The following is a 16597-nucleotide window of genomic DNA, read 5'->3' on the forward strand; positions in this document are numbered from 1 at the left end:
TTATGTTATGTAAGCTTGAGTATATATAAAAGTTTTGGCTGAATTACGAGTGGTGTCTATGAGTGGTGTCAGGCACCACTCGTGGACATTTGGCCTTTTTGTACGCGGCAGGTGGACAATTCTATTGCTTTTCTTCAATTATTGGCATTATGAAGCATTTATGCCTACAATAGAGGGGACGAAAATAGGCAGGCGAAGAGAGGTATAGAGAATTGGAAAATAATACTCAAAAAAAGGATATACGATTAGTTGCACTAGATATGGATGGAACGCTTCTCAATGAAAATCAGGAAATCTCCCAAGCGAATCGGGAGGCCATTACAAAGGCACGAGAAAACGGTGTTCATGTTGTATTAAGTACGGGACGGCCATTTATTCACGTGGATGAATATGCGCGTTCCCTCGAACTGAATTCCTTTATCATTACGGTCAATGGCGGGGAAATTTGGGATAGCAACGGCAATTTATTGGAAAGAAATTTACTTCAAGTTGAGGAAATCAAAATGATGTGGGATTTGAAAAATCGCCATCAAACGAAGTTTTGGGCTCTTACCGTGGATAAGGTATTCCGAGAGGACTTTCCTGAGGACATGGCATTATCAGAGCACCAATGGTTGAAGTTTGGATTTGATGTGGAGGACGATGATGTTCGCAATACGATTATACAAGAGTTGAACAAGCATAAGCTCCAAGTCACAAATTCAAGTCCGACGAATTTAGAAGTAAATCCGTACGGTATTAGTAAGGCGAAAGCACTGGAAAAAGTCTGCAAGCGCATCGGTATTACGATGGATAACGTAATGGCAGTAGGCGACAGCCTTAATGATATCGCGATGATTGAGAGCGCCGGTATAGGAGTGGCAATGGGGAATGCTCAGGAAACGGTGAAAAAAGCAGCTGATTGGGTAACGGCTACAAATGAAGAGGATGGCGTTGCCAAAGCAATTTTACAGTGGGTTTTGTAAACAAAGACGGGGAAAATACCTAATCTAATGTGGAAAAGGCGCTTATTGGGTTTATTTTGTGGGCCAGGTGGACACCAGATCCGTTATCTGTGATAAATGGGGTCAAATTTTGATGTTTGCGGACACTGGTTCCCTTATCATGTAAAAAAGCAGTGACTTCGTCGTGTTTTTTCGTAAATAACGGACTCATTGTCCACTTGCCCCTTTAAATAAGGGGAATTTATCAAAATAACGGATTCAATGTCCGCTTTTAACAGTATTATAGACTACAGATATACATACGAAGGGATGAGCGAGAATGACAGAAGGCTATGTTTCGGTAACTGGTGGAAAAGTTTATTATAAAAAAGTGGGAAACGGTGAAAAAACACCTGTGATTCTTTTGCACGGGGGACCAGGTGGGACACATGTTCCGTTCTTCAAACTGGAGGAACTGGGAGATGAGCGCCCTGTTATTTTTTATGATCAGCTTGGTTCCGGAAGATCGGACAAGCCGGATGATCTATCCTTGTGGCATGTGGAGCGGTTCGTGGAGGAGCTTGGTCAAATAAGGGAAGCACTAGGACTTTCACAGCTGCATATTTTAGGACATTCATGGGGAACCATGCTTGCTGCTAGTTATTTATTAACAAAGCCAGAAGGGGTCAAAAGTGTCATCTTTTCAAGCCCTTGCTTAAGTGCACCAGAGTGGGAGCGAGATCAGGAAGTTCATTTAAAACAGCTTCCGCAGGATGTTCAGGATATTTTAGCAAAACATGAACGTGTAGGTACAACCGATTCAGAAGAATATAAAACGGCGATGAAGGAATTTAATAAACGGTTTGTATATCGCCTTGAATCCAAGCCAAAAGAAACGGAAACCGAATATGCAAAATCGAATGCAGTGGTTTACAACACAATGTGGGGACCTTCTGAATTTTGTACAACCGGGAACCTGAAAAGCTTCGATGTAACGGACCGATTAAAGGAGATTCAGATTCCTGCCCTTTTTACATGCGGCCGTTTTGACGAGGCTACACCAAGCACTGTAGAAGCCCAAAGCCGCAAGCTTCCGGGAGCGAGATTCCATGTATATGAAAACAGTGCTCACTTAGCTTACTTGGAAGAGCCGGAAGAATATATTCGGGTCGTAAGAGAATTCTTAGCCAGCGCAGATTAACATGGCGCTGTGATGTTATGTATGAGGGTGAAAGAGCCCCGTTTTTTAATAAGGTGTCAGGCACTCAAAATGGACAAAAGTGTTCATTTTAGTTATTGCCTGGCACCTTTTTGCATAAAAAGGCAATGAAATAACCAACTTAATAAGTAAGTAGATTTATTTATGATTGAGTGGGTGGTTATGAAACTTGCTTTTTTTATAGACGTGTGGATGATTGGGTTGATTTCCTTTTGTTTGTTAAAGAAGAAGCGAAATAAATTAGAAAATCTCTTTATTTTAATGATCGCAGAATTTGTTTTCTCATGCTACTATGCCATTCTTTATATAAATTTAGATGTATGGACCATTGGGAAGAGTGCGGAACTTTTTATCATTTTTCGATTATATGAGGTTTTACTAACTCCATTACTATTTTTGCTTTATTTTAATATGCTTCCAATGGTAAAGAAACAGTTAACGAAAATTTGCTTGACCGCCCTACTAATTGGAATTCTCCTTGGGGTTGAATGTTGGTTGGTATTATGGAATGTAATTATTTATATCAACTGGCAAGCGTGGAAGTCACTGCTAGTTTTCGTTTTCACGACGGTCTTATTCGGCATTTTAATAAAATTGTTTCAATTTTTCGAAAAAAAGTTAGGTTAAACACTTCGTTTGGATAATTATTTTTATAAACACTGAATACCAATTCCATAAAAAGGGGTTGAAGAGAGAAAATGCTGCCGCTTCCGCAAAAATTTGATGAAAATGAATGGTTTGTGATAATCGGAATTATCATATCGTATACTATTGTTTTTCTATTACCAAAGAGGTTCCCTATTAGCATCTCGATTCTGCTGATGATGTTTGGATCTACGGTAGCAAGGATTTCGGATCATCTTTTAGCTGCCCCAAGAGTGGATATGTATAATTTAATGGACACTCCTAAGTTCGATCTTTTTGACCTTGTTTTATATCTTTTTTACGCCCCGTTCGCTTATCTTTTTATTTACTTTTTTGATAAATTCAGAATCAAAGGTTTTACAATCTTATTTTATATCATCGGTTGCACACTGGTTGGAACCATGTTTGAATGGCTAACCAAGCAATTCCATGTGTTCATCTATGAGGGGTGGCAATTAGCTTACTCTTTTACTGTCTACTTCATCATTCAATCCCTAACGCTCCTTCTCTTTAAGTGGTGTCAGGCACCATCTGTAGACAATTAGGAATATTGTCCTTGTGTGGAGGACAGTTTATTTTTATAGGATTTGAAATGGTATTTCCCTCCAAGTAATGCAAAACTAATTTTGGATAATAGATCCATATTAAAATTTTAATAAAATTAAGAAGGATTTATACGAGATTAGTCGAATTGAGTAAGAAAGCCACGCATTAATTTCCTTTTCACCCCTACATCCCATTTTCCAGTTAAAAAAATAAAGGAGTGATTTACTTGGTCCGTAAACGACGTTTTTGGTTTCCGGGGGCCAAATATCATATTACAAGTCGAGGCATTCGAAAAATGGACCTCTTTCTTGATGATCACGACCGCCTAGAATACCTTCACTTATTAACAGAGGTAAAACAACGTTACCCCTTTAAACTGCACACATATTGCCTCATGACTAATCATATTCACCTCCAAGTAGAAACCATTGAACATTCACCAAGCGATATTATGAAGCATTTGCACACAAAATACGCCAAATATTTTAACAAGCGATATGATTATGACGGTCATGTCTTCCAAAGCAGATATGGTGATGAACTCATCGATACTCCTGAATATGAGCTGGAGGTCAGTAAATACATTCACTTAAACCCACTGAGGGCAAATATTGTCAAGCATCCAGAGGACTACCCATGGAGCAGTTACCGCACTTATCTCCTCGGTGAGAAAAACCCGCTGATTACGACGGAAAAAATCTTCTCTTATTTTTACCCTCCCCTTGCTGAAAACTATAAAAGCTATTTAAACACCAATTATTCTAGACTGACATTTTTCCCGAATGGAAAATTAAATACTGCTATGACGAGTACCGATCCCCTATTATCAATTCAGCAAAGGGTGGTGATGAATATGGCATCAACTGTATACAGCTTTGCGATTTCCGGTATTGATGGATATGTGGTGGAGGTCGAAACAGAAACATTAATCGGCCTTCCATCTGTATCGATTGTTGGTTTAGGGGATAAAGCGGTGAAGGAGGCGAAGGAGCGATTGGAGGTGGCGATAAGGCATGCTAATTATCTGTTTCCTCCTCAGAAAGTAGTATTCAATCTTGCCCCTTCTGATATGAAAAAAGCAGGTACTCACTTCGACTTGGCAATGGCAATAGGCCTTTTAATTAGAACGAACCAGATTCAAGTACCCTCTTTGCAAAAGGTTGGTTTTATTGGGGAGCTTTCATTAAATTCAACTATTCGTCCTGTATAGGGAGTGCTTCCGATGGTTATGAAGGCAAAGGAAGCAAGAATAACAAAATTATTCGTGGCTCGGGAAAATGTTGCGGAAGCTAGATTAGTAAAAGGAATAGAAGTAGTTGGGTGTGAAAAGCTGCAGGATGTTATTCAATTTTTAAACGGTGGTCAGCAAATATGTTCCGTTAATGATGAAAATAGCAGTGAGGACCTACCATTTTATAAAGACTTGGATTTTAAGGATGTAAAAGGGCAATCCCTTCTGATAGAATTTTTAGCCATTGCTGCGGCTGGCGGCCATAATTTTTTTGATGATTGGCCCACCTGGAGCTGGTAAATCAATGATTGCAAAAAGAATTCCAAGCATATTACCGAATATGACAGAAGAAGAGTCTTTAGAGGTAATGAAGATTTACAGTGTAGCAAATTTGTTAAAAACAAAATGTGCCCTTTTAACAGAGAGACCGTTTCGTGCACCGCATCATAATGCGTCAACAAATTCGTTAATTGGTGGAGGGACTTATGCCCGTCCAGGAGAAATTTCCCTTGCTCATAATGGCGTCTTATTTTTAGACGAAATGGGAGAGTTTAGTAGGAAGTCACTAGATTCTTTGCGGCAGCCACTAGAAGATAAAAGTGTGACGATTACAAGAGTATGGGGTTCCAACACTTATCCTGCAAACTTTATGTTAGTAGGTGCTATGAACCCTTGCCCCTGTGGTTATTTTGGACAGGAAAAATGTAGATGTACCGATTATGAAATTTTAAAATACCGGCAGAAATTATCAGGACCAATCATGGATAGAATGGATATTCAAAAATATGTCGGAATCGTGGATTTTTTTGATGAGGATTTACAAGGGAAAAGTTCAAGAGATATAAGAATAGTAATGGAAAAGGCTCGCAAATTACAGCAAGAGCGCTTTCGGGATGTACCTTCTATTAATTGCAACGCTCAGATGACACCTGCACACATTGATAGATTTTGCCGTTTAGATAGTGGAACGATCAGTCTGTTGCGGGTTGCGGCTGAACGCTTTCAATATATTGGCAGGGCAATTCACAAATACATTAAAATTGCCCGAACAATTGCAGATATGGAAGAAAGTGAGGATATTCGCTATGAACATATGAGAAAAAGCTTATTAAGCCGTGACTTGGAAAAGGATAAATTGGCGTTCATAAGGAGGTGAAACAATCTATATGAAGGTATATTGGATTTGGTTAAGTATACTGCCACATGTCGGCCCCGTTTTTCAAAAAAGACTGATTAAATACTTTCGATCACCGTTGTCGGTTTACAAGGCAGCTAGGGAAGAACTTGAGGCGGTAAAAGGACTTAATAAAAGGGTTATTTCCTCTGTATTAAACAATCGTTCTCTAAAAGATGCTGAAACGATTGCTGAAAAAGCAATAAAACAGGGGATTGGGTTACTTTCCTTCGATGATCCTTTATATCCAACTTCTGCTAAAATATGTCCAGAGTCTCCTGTGCTTTTATTTTATAAAGGGCATCTGAGACCATTTGAACACTCGATTGCCGTTGTTGGCTCAAGAAGATGTACAGCGTATGGAAGAAAGGTTGCGGAGGAAATAGGAAAGCAATTGGCAGGATTACATATTCCCGTTGTCAGTGGTCTTGCAAAAGGCATTGATAGTTATGCACATGCATCTTGCGTTCAACATGGGGGTACGGCAATCGCATTTCTTGCCGGTGGCGTGGATGTTTGTTACCCAAAGGAGCATTTCCGACTTTACCATGAAATTCTTGAAGCCGATGGTGCCATCCTTTCGCAATATCCACCGGGTACTTTACCAAAACCACCGTTTTTTCTGAGGCGTAATGCCCTTATTAGTGCCTGGTCTACAGAGCTAGTCGTGGTGGAAGCAGGGATGAGGAGTGGAGCTCTTTGGACCGAGAAATTTGCTGTTGGTCAAGGGAAAAAAATATATGCTGTTCCAAGCTATATTCATGTGCCAGAAGGTGTTGGAACAAATCAATTGCTTGCTCAAGGGGTGGAACCTTATCTGGGAATAAACAGCCTCGAAGCTATTCGCGATCTTAAAATGGAGTGCGAGCCGCCTAAAGAGCATGAACAATATAACCAAATATTATCCACACTTTCCGAATCATCTAACCCCCATACAATCTCCAGTTTGTCGGAACTCCTGAAAATAAATGAGCAATTATTAATGAATGAACTTTTTGATCTTGAATTGAATGGAAGAATTATTATACGCGGGAATGTAGTGAAAAAAGTATAATTCCATGTGCTTGAAGTGTCCACCAGATGTGGACACTTTTGCGTTTTGTCCACGAGTGGTGCCTGACACCCGTTGCAAACGTTTTCAGAAATTTTTTTATCTTTCGAGTAACGAAGGGGTTGACATGCGTTAACAATATCAATAGAATTGATTGTAATTTCCAAATTATTTATCAATTCAGAGAATGTTGCGAGAATACTTTTTTATTGGTATGTCCCGTTGCTTCAAGACAAGACATTTAGGAGGGATTTAGATGCTTAATGAGCCTATCGTTGCAAGCGTCGTCGTGTTAGCACTAGTAATGATTGGAGAAGTTATTTCTATTGTTAGTCGGGCAAGAGTTCCAATGCTATTCGTTGTTTTTTTAGGTTATTTACTTTCCCTTTGGGCAGGTATTATTCCTACCAATCTGACGGACAAGACCCCATTAACCGTTTTTGGAGGGCTTATGATAGCACCGCTTATTGTACATATGGGGACACTCATTCCGTTAAAAACATTAAAAGCACAATATAAATCTGTTATTATTGCGATTATCGGTATTATATTTGCTACTATTCTTATTCTTGCCATTGCAACTCCGATACTAGGTTATAAGACGGCAGCTTCGGGAATCGGGCCGTTAACTGGTGGAATTATCGCATTTGTTATTACATCAGAAAAATTAAAAGCAATCGGTATGACATCTATTATTGTTATTCCTGCACTTATATTAGCTTTACAAAGTATCCTTGGCTTGCCGCTCGCTTCCAATTTTTTAAGAAAGTATGGTGTGAAGCTGCGCGACTCACACAATATCGATGGGGAAGCAGCAAATGAAGTAGCGGCTGCAGCAGCAGAAACCTCTAAATCATGGATTCCGGAAAAATATGCAACCTCCGCAGTGCTAATTTTTCAATTATTTTTAGGTGGTGCTATAGCTGTTTTACTGGGAAAATGGACAGGCATTCATTACAGCCTATGGTCACTTGTTATCGGTTTTATTGGAATAAAAATTGGATTTTACCGAGAGAACATGATGCAAAGAGCCAATGCGTTCGGCATTGCAAATGCTGCACTGATTGTTGTATTATTACCATCTCTGAATTCCGTAACCTTTGATGTATTTTTACGTAATTTACCTGCAGTACTGCTTATTCTTGCAGTAGGGGCATTTGGTATTATTATTGGGGGTATTGTAGGATCAAAAATTTTCAAATGGGATAAATTCCTTGGCATCCCTGTTGCTTTAACAGCCCTATTCGGATTCCCGGGAGACTATATGATCTGCCAAGAAATCAGCCGTTCCCTGGCTCGCAATAAAAAAGAGGAAGAATGGTTGTTTTCTCAGTTGCTTACCCCTTTATTAATAGGTGGTTTTACAACAGTAACAGTAGCGTCGGTTGTGTTAGCAAGTGTATTAATGAAGACATTATAAAATAAAAATCCCTCCTGTGGAAAGCGGACGCTGACATGGGAAGGATTTTTTTTGCTTGGAAGTGATAATGGAACAATCAAAATGGCGGACACAGAATCCGTTATTTCGACAAAATGGCCATAATTTCAGGTCTAAGCGGACTCACAGTACGCTATTGGTATAAAAACATAAGGAAATCAACGTATTTTTGCATAATAACGGAACCAGGGTCCGCAAACATTGCGAAATCTCCCGTTTTGTCACATATAACGGAACTGGTGTCCGGTAAACTATAGCACTCCATGAAAATGACCAAATCACCTGGGTGATTTGGCCATTGAAAATTATTGAGTAACTAAATTAGTGTTTGCCACTCGTAAATCCTTTACTACTTTCCCATCTTTTACAACGGTAACGATATTGTCTTGATTTTCAAGAGCGGCGATATCAGCTAATGGGTTAGCCTTCGTGATGACTAGATCGGCTAATTTTCCTTCTTCGACAGTTCCTAATTTATCTTCCCAGCCAAGGCATTCAGCGGCAACCTTTGTTGTTGCAACAAGGGATTCCATTGGGCTCATACCAATGCCGCACATTAGGTTCAATTCACGAAGATTGGTTCCGTGAGGCATAACCCCTGCGTCTGTACCCATTGCAATTTTAACTCCTGCTTTGTATGCCTTCGCAACACTTTCATGGTGGATATCCACCACTTCCAATGCTTTTTGAATAGCATGTGCCGGCATATTATTACTGTTTTTCCCTTGCTCTAAAACGGCTACTGGTGCAAGTAAGGTTGGCACTAGGTAAGTTCCATGTTTCAGCATTAACTCAATCGCTTCATCATCCAGGTAAATACCGTGTTCAATAGAATGAATGCCTGCACGTACGGCATTTTTGACTCCTTCTGCACCTTGGGCATGAGCCATTACTTTTATACCGCGGCGGAATCTTGCTTCTTCCACCATTATACTTAACTCTTCGAAGGAGAACTGAGTAAACTCCGGATGATCTGTCGGGCTCATTACCCCGCCAGTTGCATGAACTTTAATGATATCAGCACCGGCTCTTAGCATTTCCCTTACTCGTTGGCGAACTTGTTCGGGGCCGTCACAGAGTCCGCTTGGCATACCAGGATAGGTAGGTCTAGTAGTATCAATTCCGGATCTTGTCCAACTGTCACCATGGCCGCCAGTAATCGTTAGCGGGTTAATACTAACTTGCATTCTCGGTCCAAGCACAAGGCCATTTTCAATAGCTTGCTTTACACCTACATCTGTAAAGCCGGCATCACGCACAGAAGTAATCCCTGCATTCACTGTTTTCTTCATATACTCGATTGCTTGGTAAAAATGATAGGAGAATGGAGTGGAAACTGTTTTTTCAAGATTAGAAAACTCCATCATCATATGAACATGTGTATCAAATAGTCCAGGCAGGATATAACCATTCTCTGCATCTAGTATTTCTACTTCTTCGTCTGGAAGGCGAATCTCATTTGCTCTGCCTACTTGTTTGATTTTGTTGTCTTTTAGTAAAACTGCAGCATCCTGAATCGGCTCTCCGCCATTTCCATCGATTAGTGTTCCGTTTTTTACAAGTACGTAAGTCATGTGAGTATCCCTTCCTTTTTGTGTGTTTATTCTTTCAATTACTAATATTCAATGTAATTCAGCGGATATCCTGCAAAAAAAACAACATTTCTTTCGGAAATCTAAATATTTTTTTAATCATGTAAAGGGTAAAAGTGGTGCAATCTGTCCCATTTCGGAACACAAAAAAGGACTGGCGCTTGCCAATCCTTTTGCGGTGACTTTCCGTTAACCCTAACGGAAGATGTGGACCTGGGTCCAGTGGGTTCCGCCATCGGAAGTAGTGTACATGATACTTGGTTTATTGTTTTCCGTCATGATCCACCAGCCATGGTTTTTGTCGGCGATAGCCAGGTAGGATTCACCGTATCCTTTAAAGGTTTCCTTGCTATTTACCCATGTTTTTCCCCCGTCTTTTGTCCAGCCGATGGAATTAGGATTATCACAAGCCGGACAAGTCCCTCCCATGAAGGCAACTTGCGGGCTGACTACATATAATGGGCCAGGTTTCGATCCTTTATTTTTTGGACCTTTATTATCCTTTTGGGTAAATCCCGGAGCAGGCCCTCCCCCAGCAGTTGAATTAGCAATAACGGTTTTCCATGAATTACCTCCATCTGCTGTATGGAAAACGGAGTAGGATGTTTGGTTCATTCCGGAATCACCAATGCATTCAATCCAGGCATCATGCACTCCTGTAGATCGAATAATAACACCCTCTAAAGGGGATGCTAGTTTTTTCGTTAAAACAGGACGCCAAGTCTTTCCTCCATCTGTTGTTTTCTGCACAGTTAACACTTTATTGCTCTCAGTAACTGCCCATCCGTTTTTTAAATCATGGAAATACGCTTGGTCCACCATGTTTTTCGGTGTAGAAATCGGATGCCATGTTCTGCCTCCATCTAATGAATAGGCATTTCCGCTAAGAGCAGTGTCACCCGAAATAAAATGAAGAAATTCTTTATTTGGTGCAGTACCGATTAATGTCCAGTGTAAACCGCCATCCTTTGATTGCAGCAATCTTAGACTATTTCCGCCCTGGTCTATTGTCGCCCAAACATTTTGTTGATTTAAAGCAAAAATTTGCCGTACTGTCCCGATTCCTTGGTAACTCACCGCCCAGTTTTTTCCGCCGTTAACCGTTTTAGCTATCCAGCCATCGCCTCCGACCCAGCCAATTTGCGGGTCTGCAAGTCGGACTGCTGTTACATCACTCATATTAATTTTTTTGTTTGATATATTTGTAGGAGGTGTGGAAGTTTTAGATGAATTGGAACTCGTTTTTCCAACATTCGTTTGTGTCTCCGATGATTGATTAGAACCTGCAGTCTCGTTTTTACCTGAATGTTGTTTTGTATTCGATGTTTCCGATTTCGATTGTCCCTTATCCGCTATGGAAACATCGCTTGTTTGCTTTGGGTTTTGATTTTCTTCCGATCCGCATCCGCCAAGAATGAGAGCAAGCCCCAACCCCAAAGCCGTCAACATTTTACCTTTTTTATATTTCATCATGTATTGATCCCCCAATTTTTATAAATGGTGTATCTTTAAATTTTATTACACACATTAGACGAATCTTTTTCGTCCGTGTTACAGTCTGAAAAGCCTATTTTTTTCTATATTAATAAGATAGGTCATCCGCACAACAAATTAGCCATACGGAAATTACATTATATGCAAGATTAGTAGAAAGGTATTCCTGTTTAAAAAATACTCTGTACTAAAATAACATATAAGTGTTAAATAATCCATTTGATGGACATACTATATAGGAAAGCGGTACTTTGCCGTAAAAAATTTGTGCACAAACTCTTTCATTTTATAAAGCTATTTTCACTTGAATAGTCATAGAGGTGGATAAAATGCAGATTTTCCATAAGGTTGCAGATTTCTGTTGGGAAGGTTTGACTTTAAAACATATTTCAGATAGGGGAATCGTAATTCCTTATTTACTGTTTTTGATAATGGGAGTCATTTTTGAGCTTTTTTTACTAGCCTTAGTAATTATATCTGCCTATTTCTTTCACATTTTTGATTATCAACCTGACATTTCTTATTTTGTCAGTATCGGAATTTTAGTATTTATGTTCCTATCTACTATACAGATTTTTATGTCTGTCCAAAAAAAAATAAAACCAAGATGAAAACACACCTCGGTCTATGCTTGATGCCCAACCCTCCGTTCAAATCCGAGATATCTTGTTCCTTGGAAGGTTAAGATACCGGAATCCCCTTCAGCTAATTGGCCATACTCAGAACCCGAAATATGAAATTCGGAACGATCGCCGCTTTCAAATTCAAACGTAACATAATAGGACGTGCTCGTACTATGAGAAACTAGATTGTCATTATGGTTAGCATGGCGTCTTACATCAGTTCTTTTCGTTTTTACCGTCACTGGTACAGAAATCCTAGGTGACCGCTCATTTTTTTGCCACTGAGTAATTCCCTTTATAACTGTAAAAATAATTACCACGAACACTATTAAAAAAACAATACCAATAAAATATGGTCCAGCAGAAAATACAATTTCTTCCATGTCTTACACTCCCTTTCCTTTAGAGGATATACGATTGTTCGACTGGAAAAGTTTCGTGCTAAAACAGTAAACCCCTCTAAATAAGAGGGAATTTTGTCTGTTCTATGTTTGCTTTTTTGCCTTGATTTTCATAACAAGCCATAATAATAAGAGCAGGATAGGGATGTAGATATAAACGATGATAAATCCCAGATCATTGATGATTTCGTTTAATATATCTATTTGAGATTTTTTATCAAAAAGGATACATCCTAGTACTACAAGGATACTTAAAATAATTATGTTGTGTTTCATTTTTAACTTTGTCGTTCTTTTTATCAATCTGCCTGAACACCAAAGGGATACACAGATACTGGGTAAAACAATTAAACTCCAGTTGGCGATTCCGATGAATTCAAAACGTTCCACAACTATAAATGTCAACACAAATATGTACACTTTCGCTTGTATAAGAATGTACAAAATTACTCATTTTCTTTCGCTAAATGATTCTTTAAACGATAAGATTCTCCTACGATTGTAACGACTGTCGCGTGATGTAAAATTCGATCTAGAATTGCGTTTGCTAGCTTCGGCTCTTGAAAGATCTCATCCCATGATTTAAAGTTCACATTCGTTGTCAATATGGTACTTCGTTTTTCGTAACGCATGTCTATGAGTTGGAAAAAGAGCTTCGCATCTTCGGCATCAATCGGTAAATAACCTATTTCATCAATTATAAGTAGCTTGTATTTTGTATAATGCTTTAAACGAGCTTCTAATCGATTTTCTAGTCGTGCTCTCTTTAGATTTTGAATGAGGTCATGACACTTTATAAAATATGTACTAGTTCGTTTCTTTGCTGCTGTAATTCCGATGGAAGTTGCCAAATGGGTTTTCCCCACGCCACTTGGACCTAGAAAAACGATATTCTCATTCTTTTCAATAAAGCGAAGCGTTAAAAAGTCTAAAATCTGTTGCTGATTGACGGACGTTTGAAAACTAAAATCAAAATCCTTTATTTCTTTTAAGTGCGGAAACGCACCCACTTTGACCATCGATTGAATCATATTTTGCTCGCGTACATCGATCTCATAATTCGTTAATTTGATAAGTGTATCAATGAACGACATTTGATTATTCACGCTGAAATCGATGACTTCGTTTAAATGCAATGTCATTTGCTTTAACTTTAAATACTCTAAATTTTGTAGGAGTCGTTGGTAATTCGTTGTCATTGGATTCATTTTTTATACACCTCTCCAATCGCCGCTAAATTTCGTTTGGCCAAATCATTTATATCTGGAAAATAAGGCATAGATACACCAAGTGCTTCTTGATAATGAGCCTCCTGATAATTTAGCTTCTTGTTACTTATAGGGTGTTGGGCGATCAGCTCTGTGTTATAATAAATCCATAATTGATCATCATACACTTGTAAGCCTACTTTCTTTCCTTGGTACTTTGCGGGTACCGAGTATTGATTCGATTTGTAGGAAATCATGTTTGAGGCATTGACTTTGACAAGCGTATGTTTGATGCGATAAGAATCTCTTACTTTCTCAGTTGGTAGCTGGTGTAAGAGGTTCTTTTCTTTTTTAAATTCAAAAATAGGAATCTTCCCCGTACCTTGATGCATTTCATGATTTATCCGATTACTTAAATCTTGCACAAACTGATGTAACTCTTCGAGGGTTAGCTGTCCCTGATAAGCATGGATTTCATCCAGTAGCTTCATTGTTGTTTCTACTTTTCCTTTTGTTCTTGGTCGACCAGCTATACATGGTCTCACTTTAAAGCCAAAGTCTTTCGCAAATTGAGCGAACTTAGGATTTACTTTTCCAGCGAAATACTCTGTTCGTGCTTCATCCATTACGGTTTTCATGTTATCCGTCACAATTTCATCAGGTACTCCCCCAAATGTTTCAAATGCATCCGTTAGAAATGATAGAAGCACACGTTGAGATTTTGAGACACTTAAATGAAAAGCACGGAATCGCGAATAAGAGAGAAGAAAAACTGCCACATTCACCTCTACTTGTTCCCCATCCTTTGTTTCAAATAGGATACTTTCTTTCCAATCCAACTGGGCTTGTTTTCCTGGTGGTGTTTCATATCGAACCACTCCTTTAGGTGAGGCAATCCGTTTATCTTCCTCAAAATAAGCTTTAAATTCTGGTGTACGTGCAATATAAGCACGAAATGCAGAGTCTGAACATTGTAATCCATGATTATCTTTTAAATACTGCCAAAGTACCCGTCGGTAATAGAAAACTTGTTTAGAATCCTCGGAGAGGAGAGCTGCAATGATCTCATAATACTCATCTATTTTGGATGGCTTTTCTCTCTTCCGTTTCGGCACAAATCCCTTTAGGTATTTGTCAATTGTCCTACGATCTACACCTAACTCTTCTGCTAATTTACTCTTATTGATTTTCATTTTTAAATGCTCCATTAGTTGTTTGAATTTTGGTAAGTCTGAAAGACTAGTAATCTCAAAATTGGTTTCAACATTTAGCGCCATATACATACTAATCACCCCAAGATTAGTATGAAATGAGCAATCCATTTTGTACATCTTTATTCAAGCACGATTGTACATATTTAAATTAGCATTTCTATAAAAAATTTAACGAATAATATATTATCTATTGAAAAATACTTCTAGCATACCATCATAAATCGTAGGTATGCTTTTTCAATTTAATAACAAGTTTAGTTTAATAGTTAATTATTAGGTAACTAGGGGTGATCTTATCTATTAACTCAACTTTACCAAATGACCAAACATTCGTCTGTATTCGTGGATCTACGTCAATATTTTGGACATAAAAAAGTTAGTTTTTTCTGTAGTTCTCGTAGCCATAAATGCGGGCTGGATCATGTCGCTTGACATGGAGCCTCTGTGGAGTTATTTCTCCTGCCGAGAAGCCAGATGTCCCAAACATTGGCACGCAAAAAGAGGCTATCATGCCCGCTGCTCCGTGTAAAGCGCACGACTTGAATGAAATTTCTATACTACGCTATATCACGAAATTGGTCTTCTATATCTTGTGGCGTTTTATATACAAGACTTCCATGAATCCTGTTTAGGTTATACCAGCCTTCAATATATTGAAATAATGCTATTTTTGCAGATTTACTATAAAAAATACTGTGAAAAAGAATAACATTTTTTTAAAAAGGATATATATAGATGACTGTACGACTGGTACCAAGGTGGAAGGAAGATACGAATATCAGTTATTAAAAAAGGATCTGAAAACACAAAAAGACATAGACACGGTACTAGTAGGTTTCTCGAGTAAATTAGCAAGAGAAGCATTTGAATTTATATTAACATTTTAAGATATAAAGGAAAGCAACATCGAGTTAGTTTGTATTTCTGAAGGATTATCAAGGAAATCAATATACGTATCAAATAAAAGGGCAGAATTTGGTTAGGAGGAAGAAAATGCAAACATATAAAGTTCTTGGTGCAATTTTTATTCTTGTGTCGGGTTTTATGTATTCCATAGAACGGGCTGTGACAATGTTATCTACGAATGTCGTTATTGCTGGGTTTTATGCAGGAAAAATAACAGGAGAAGTTCCAAAAGTCGAAGTGGCTAGTGTATTTAGTAATTTGTTTGTACCAATTTTCTTTGTCCTTGGTATAATTTTAATCATTTACGGCTTTAGAAAAAGGTGATTTTCTGGAAGATGGTTAGGTCAATCGGCAAATGGTTAATTTTTGGACTTACACCAATAATTAAATGATTTTAAACAATCTTTTTAAATAATATTAAGAATAATATTGTTATTTTAAATGTTTACATTCATTAGTATTTTTGGTATCCTAATAGTGGTTGGCCGGCCATAATTTACCAAGGGAGGAATATTAGTGAAAAAAATTATATTAATAGCATCTGTGTTATTTGGCATATTTAGTATTGGATCTGCTGCTAGCGCGGCTGCAAATATATCACCACGTACACAGACAATTTATGGTTCATATGCAACTGCAAGCTGGACTTTTACTTGGAGTTCAACAGGTGCTCCTTATACGGTTTCTTTTCAAGGAGATACAGGATTAGCTTATAAAACTATTAACTCTAGCACAAAATATCTTTCTATGGATTACTCTTTTGCATATCAATCTAACAATAATACGAATACTTATTATCCATCTATTCTAGTTAAAGACAATGGTGATGCAGTCCAAGCTGCAAGTGCTATTGTTTATAAACGATTAGCTCCTTAATACTTAGTAAATGGAATCGGTTGTTTTTTAACAACCGATTCCAAATAAATTGGATA

General features: G+C 38.3%; 18 protein-coding genes. 11 read left to right on the plus strand and 7 right to left on the minus strand.

Annotation, left to right across the window (positions count from 1 at the left end; all coding sequences use genetic code 11):
- Positions 1 to 212: 212 nt before the first annotated feature.
- A complete protein-coding gene (locus AN964_RS03365) occupies positions 213 to 965 on the plus strand; it encodes a Cof-type HAD-IIB family hydrolase (RefSeq protein WP_268888425.1) in 753 nt (250 codons plus the stop codon).
- Positions 966 to 984: 19 nt separating this feature from the next.
- On the opposite strand, the gene AN964_RS26240 is transcribed toward AN964_RS03365, so the two are convergent.
- Positions 985 to 1155, minus strand: coding sequence for a hypothetical protein (locus AN964_RS26240; RefSeq protein WP_161809202.1), 171 nt, complete (start codon positions 1153 to 1155; stop codon positions 985 to 987).
- Between the two features lie 108 nt (positions 1156 to 1263).
- Between AN964_RS26240 and AN964_RS03370 the strand changes: the two genes are divergently transcribed.
- The 8 genes from AN964_RS03370 (at position 1264) to AN964_RS03400 (ending at position 8209) form a co-directional block, all read left to right on the plus strand.
- Positions 1264 to 2124, plus strand: coding sequence for a proline iminopeptidase-family hydrolase (locus AN964_RS03370; protein WP_055738361.1), 861 nt, complete (start codon positions 1264 to 1266; stop codon positions 2122 to 2124).
- Positions 2125 to 2304: 180 nt separating this feature from the next.
- Positions 2305 to 2769, plus strand: a complete 465-nt coding sequence (locus tag AN964_RS03375; protein WP_213083978.1) for a hypothetical protein — start codon at positions 2305 to 2307, stop codon at positions 2767 to 2769.
- Positions 2770 to 2840: 71 nt separating this feature from the next.
- Positions 2841 to 3332, plus strand: coding sequence for a hypothetical protein (locus AN964_RS03380; RefSeq protein ID WP_055738363.1), 492 nt, complete (start codon positions 2841 to 2843; stop codon positions 3330 to 3332).
- 227 nt (positions 3333 to 3559) lie between these two features.
- The gene (locus tag AN964_RS26980; RefSeq protein ID WP_235950796.1) at positions 3560 to 4543 is read left to right on the plus strand and encodes a magnesium chelatase domain-containing protein; all 984 of its coding nucleotides are present in this window, start codon (positions 3560 to 3562) and stop codon (positions 4541 to 4543) included.
- Positions 4544 to 4555: 12 nt separating this feature from the next.
- Positions 4556 to 4864: a hypothetical protein gene (locus AN964_RS26985; RefSeq protein ID WP_235950797.1), complete on the plus strand. Its 309-nt coding sequence runs from the start codon at positions 4556 to 4558 to the stop codon at positions 4862 to 4864.
- 4 nt (positions 4865 to 4868) lie between these two features.
- Positions 4869 to 5720, plus strand: a complete 852-nt coding sequence (locus AN964_RS26990; RefSeq protein ID WP_235950798.1) for a YifB family Mg chelatase-like AAA ATPase — start codon at positions 4869 to 4871, stop codon at positions 5718 to 5720.
- A 10-nt stretch (positions 5721 to 5730) separates the two neighbouring features.
- On the plus strand, positions 5731 to 6792 hold the full coding sequence (locus AN964_RS03395) for a DNA-processing protein DprA (protein WP_055738364.1): 1062 nt from the start codon (positions 5731 to 5733) through the stop codon (positions 6790 to 6792).
- Positions 6793 to 7045: 253 nt separating this feature from the next.
- Positions 7046 to 8209, plus strand: coding sequence for a hypothetical protein (locus AN964_RS03400; RefSeq protein WP_055738365.1), 1164 nt, complete (start codon positions 7046 to 7048; stop codon positions 8207 to 8209).
- A gap of 323 nt (positions 8210 to 8532) precedes the next feature.
- Here AN964_RS03400 and AN964_RS03405 read toward each other — a convergent pair whose 3' ends face one another.
- The 6 genes from AN964_RS03405 to istA form a co-directional block, all read right to left on the minus strand.
- Positions 8533 to 9801: a metal-dependent hydrolase family protein gene (locus tag AN964_RS03405; protein WP_055738366.1), complete on the minus strand. Its 1269-nt coding sequence runs from the start codon at positions 9799 to 9801 to the stop codon at positions 8533 to 8535.
- A gap of 213 nt (positions 9802 to 10014) precedes the next feature.
- Positions 10015 to 11292 carry a beta propeller repeat protein gene (locus AN964_RS03410; protein ID WP_055738367.1) on the minus strand — a complete coding sequence of 426 codons (1278 nt, stop codon included), beginning with the start codon at positions 11290 to 11292 and terminating at the stop codon, positions 10015 to 10017.
- 646 nt (positions 11293 to 11938) lie between these two features.
- On the minus strand, positions 11939 to 12319 hold the full coding sequence (locus AN964_RS03420; protein ID WP_055738369.1) for a DUF2500 domain-containing protein: 381 nt from the start codon (positions 12317 to 12319) through the stop codon (positions 11939 to 11941).
- 102 nt (positions 12320 to 12421) lie between these two features.
- Entirely contained in the window at positions 12422 to 12745 is a 324-nt protein-coding gene (locus AN964_RS25960; RefSeq protein ID WP_163258626.1) for a GerAB/ArcD/ProY family transporter, read from the minus strand.
- A gap of 38 nt (positions 12746 to 12783) precedes the next feature.
- Positions 12784 to 13536 (minus strand): IS21-like element helper ATPase IstB, encoded by a 753-nt coding sequence (gene istB, locus AN964_RS03430; RefSeq protein ID WP_055741121.1) that lies wholly within the window; start codon positions 13534 to 13536, stop codon positions 12784 to 12786.
- Between the two features lie 5 nt (positions 13537 to 13541).
- Positions 13542 to 14828, minus strand: coding sequence for an IS21 family transposase (gene istA, locus AN964_RS03435; protein ID WP_055738371.1), 1287 nt, complete (start codon positions 14826 to 14828; stop codon positions 13542 to 13544).
- 924 nt (positions 14829 to 15752) lie between these two features.
- Here istA and AN964_RS03440 point away from each other — a divergent pair.
- Both AN964_RS03440 and AN964_RS03445 read left to right on the plus strand, forming a co-directional pair.
- Positions 15753 to 15989 (plus strand): hypothetical protein, encoded by a 237-nt coding sequence (locus AN964_RS03440; RefSeq protein WP_055738372.1) that lies wholly within the window; start codon positions 15753 to 15755, stop codon positions 15987 to 15989.
- Positions 15990 to 16181: 192 nt separating this feature from the next.
- Positions 16182 to 16541 (plus strand): hypothetical protein, encoded by a 360-nt coding sequence (locus AN964_RS03445; RefSeq protein ID WP_055738373.1) that lies wholly within the window; start codon positions 16182 to 16184, stop codon positions 16539 to 16541.
- The last annotated feature ends 56 nt before the right edge of the window (positions 16542 to 16597 follow it).

It is taken from the genome of Heyndrickxia shackletonii, assembly GCF_001420715.1.
In the GTDB taxonomy this organism is placed as follows: domain Bacteria; phylum Bacillota; class Bacilli; order Bacillales; family Bacillaceae_C; genus Margalitia; species Margalitia shackletonii.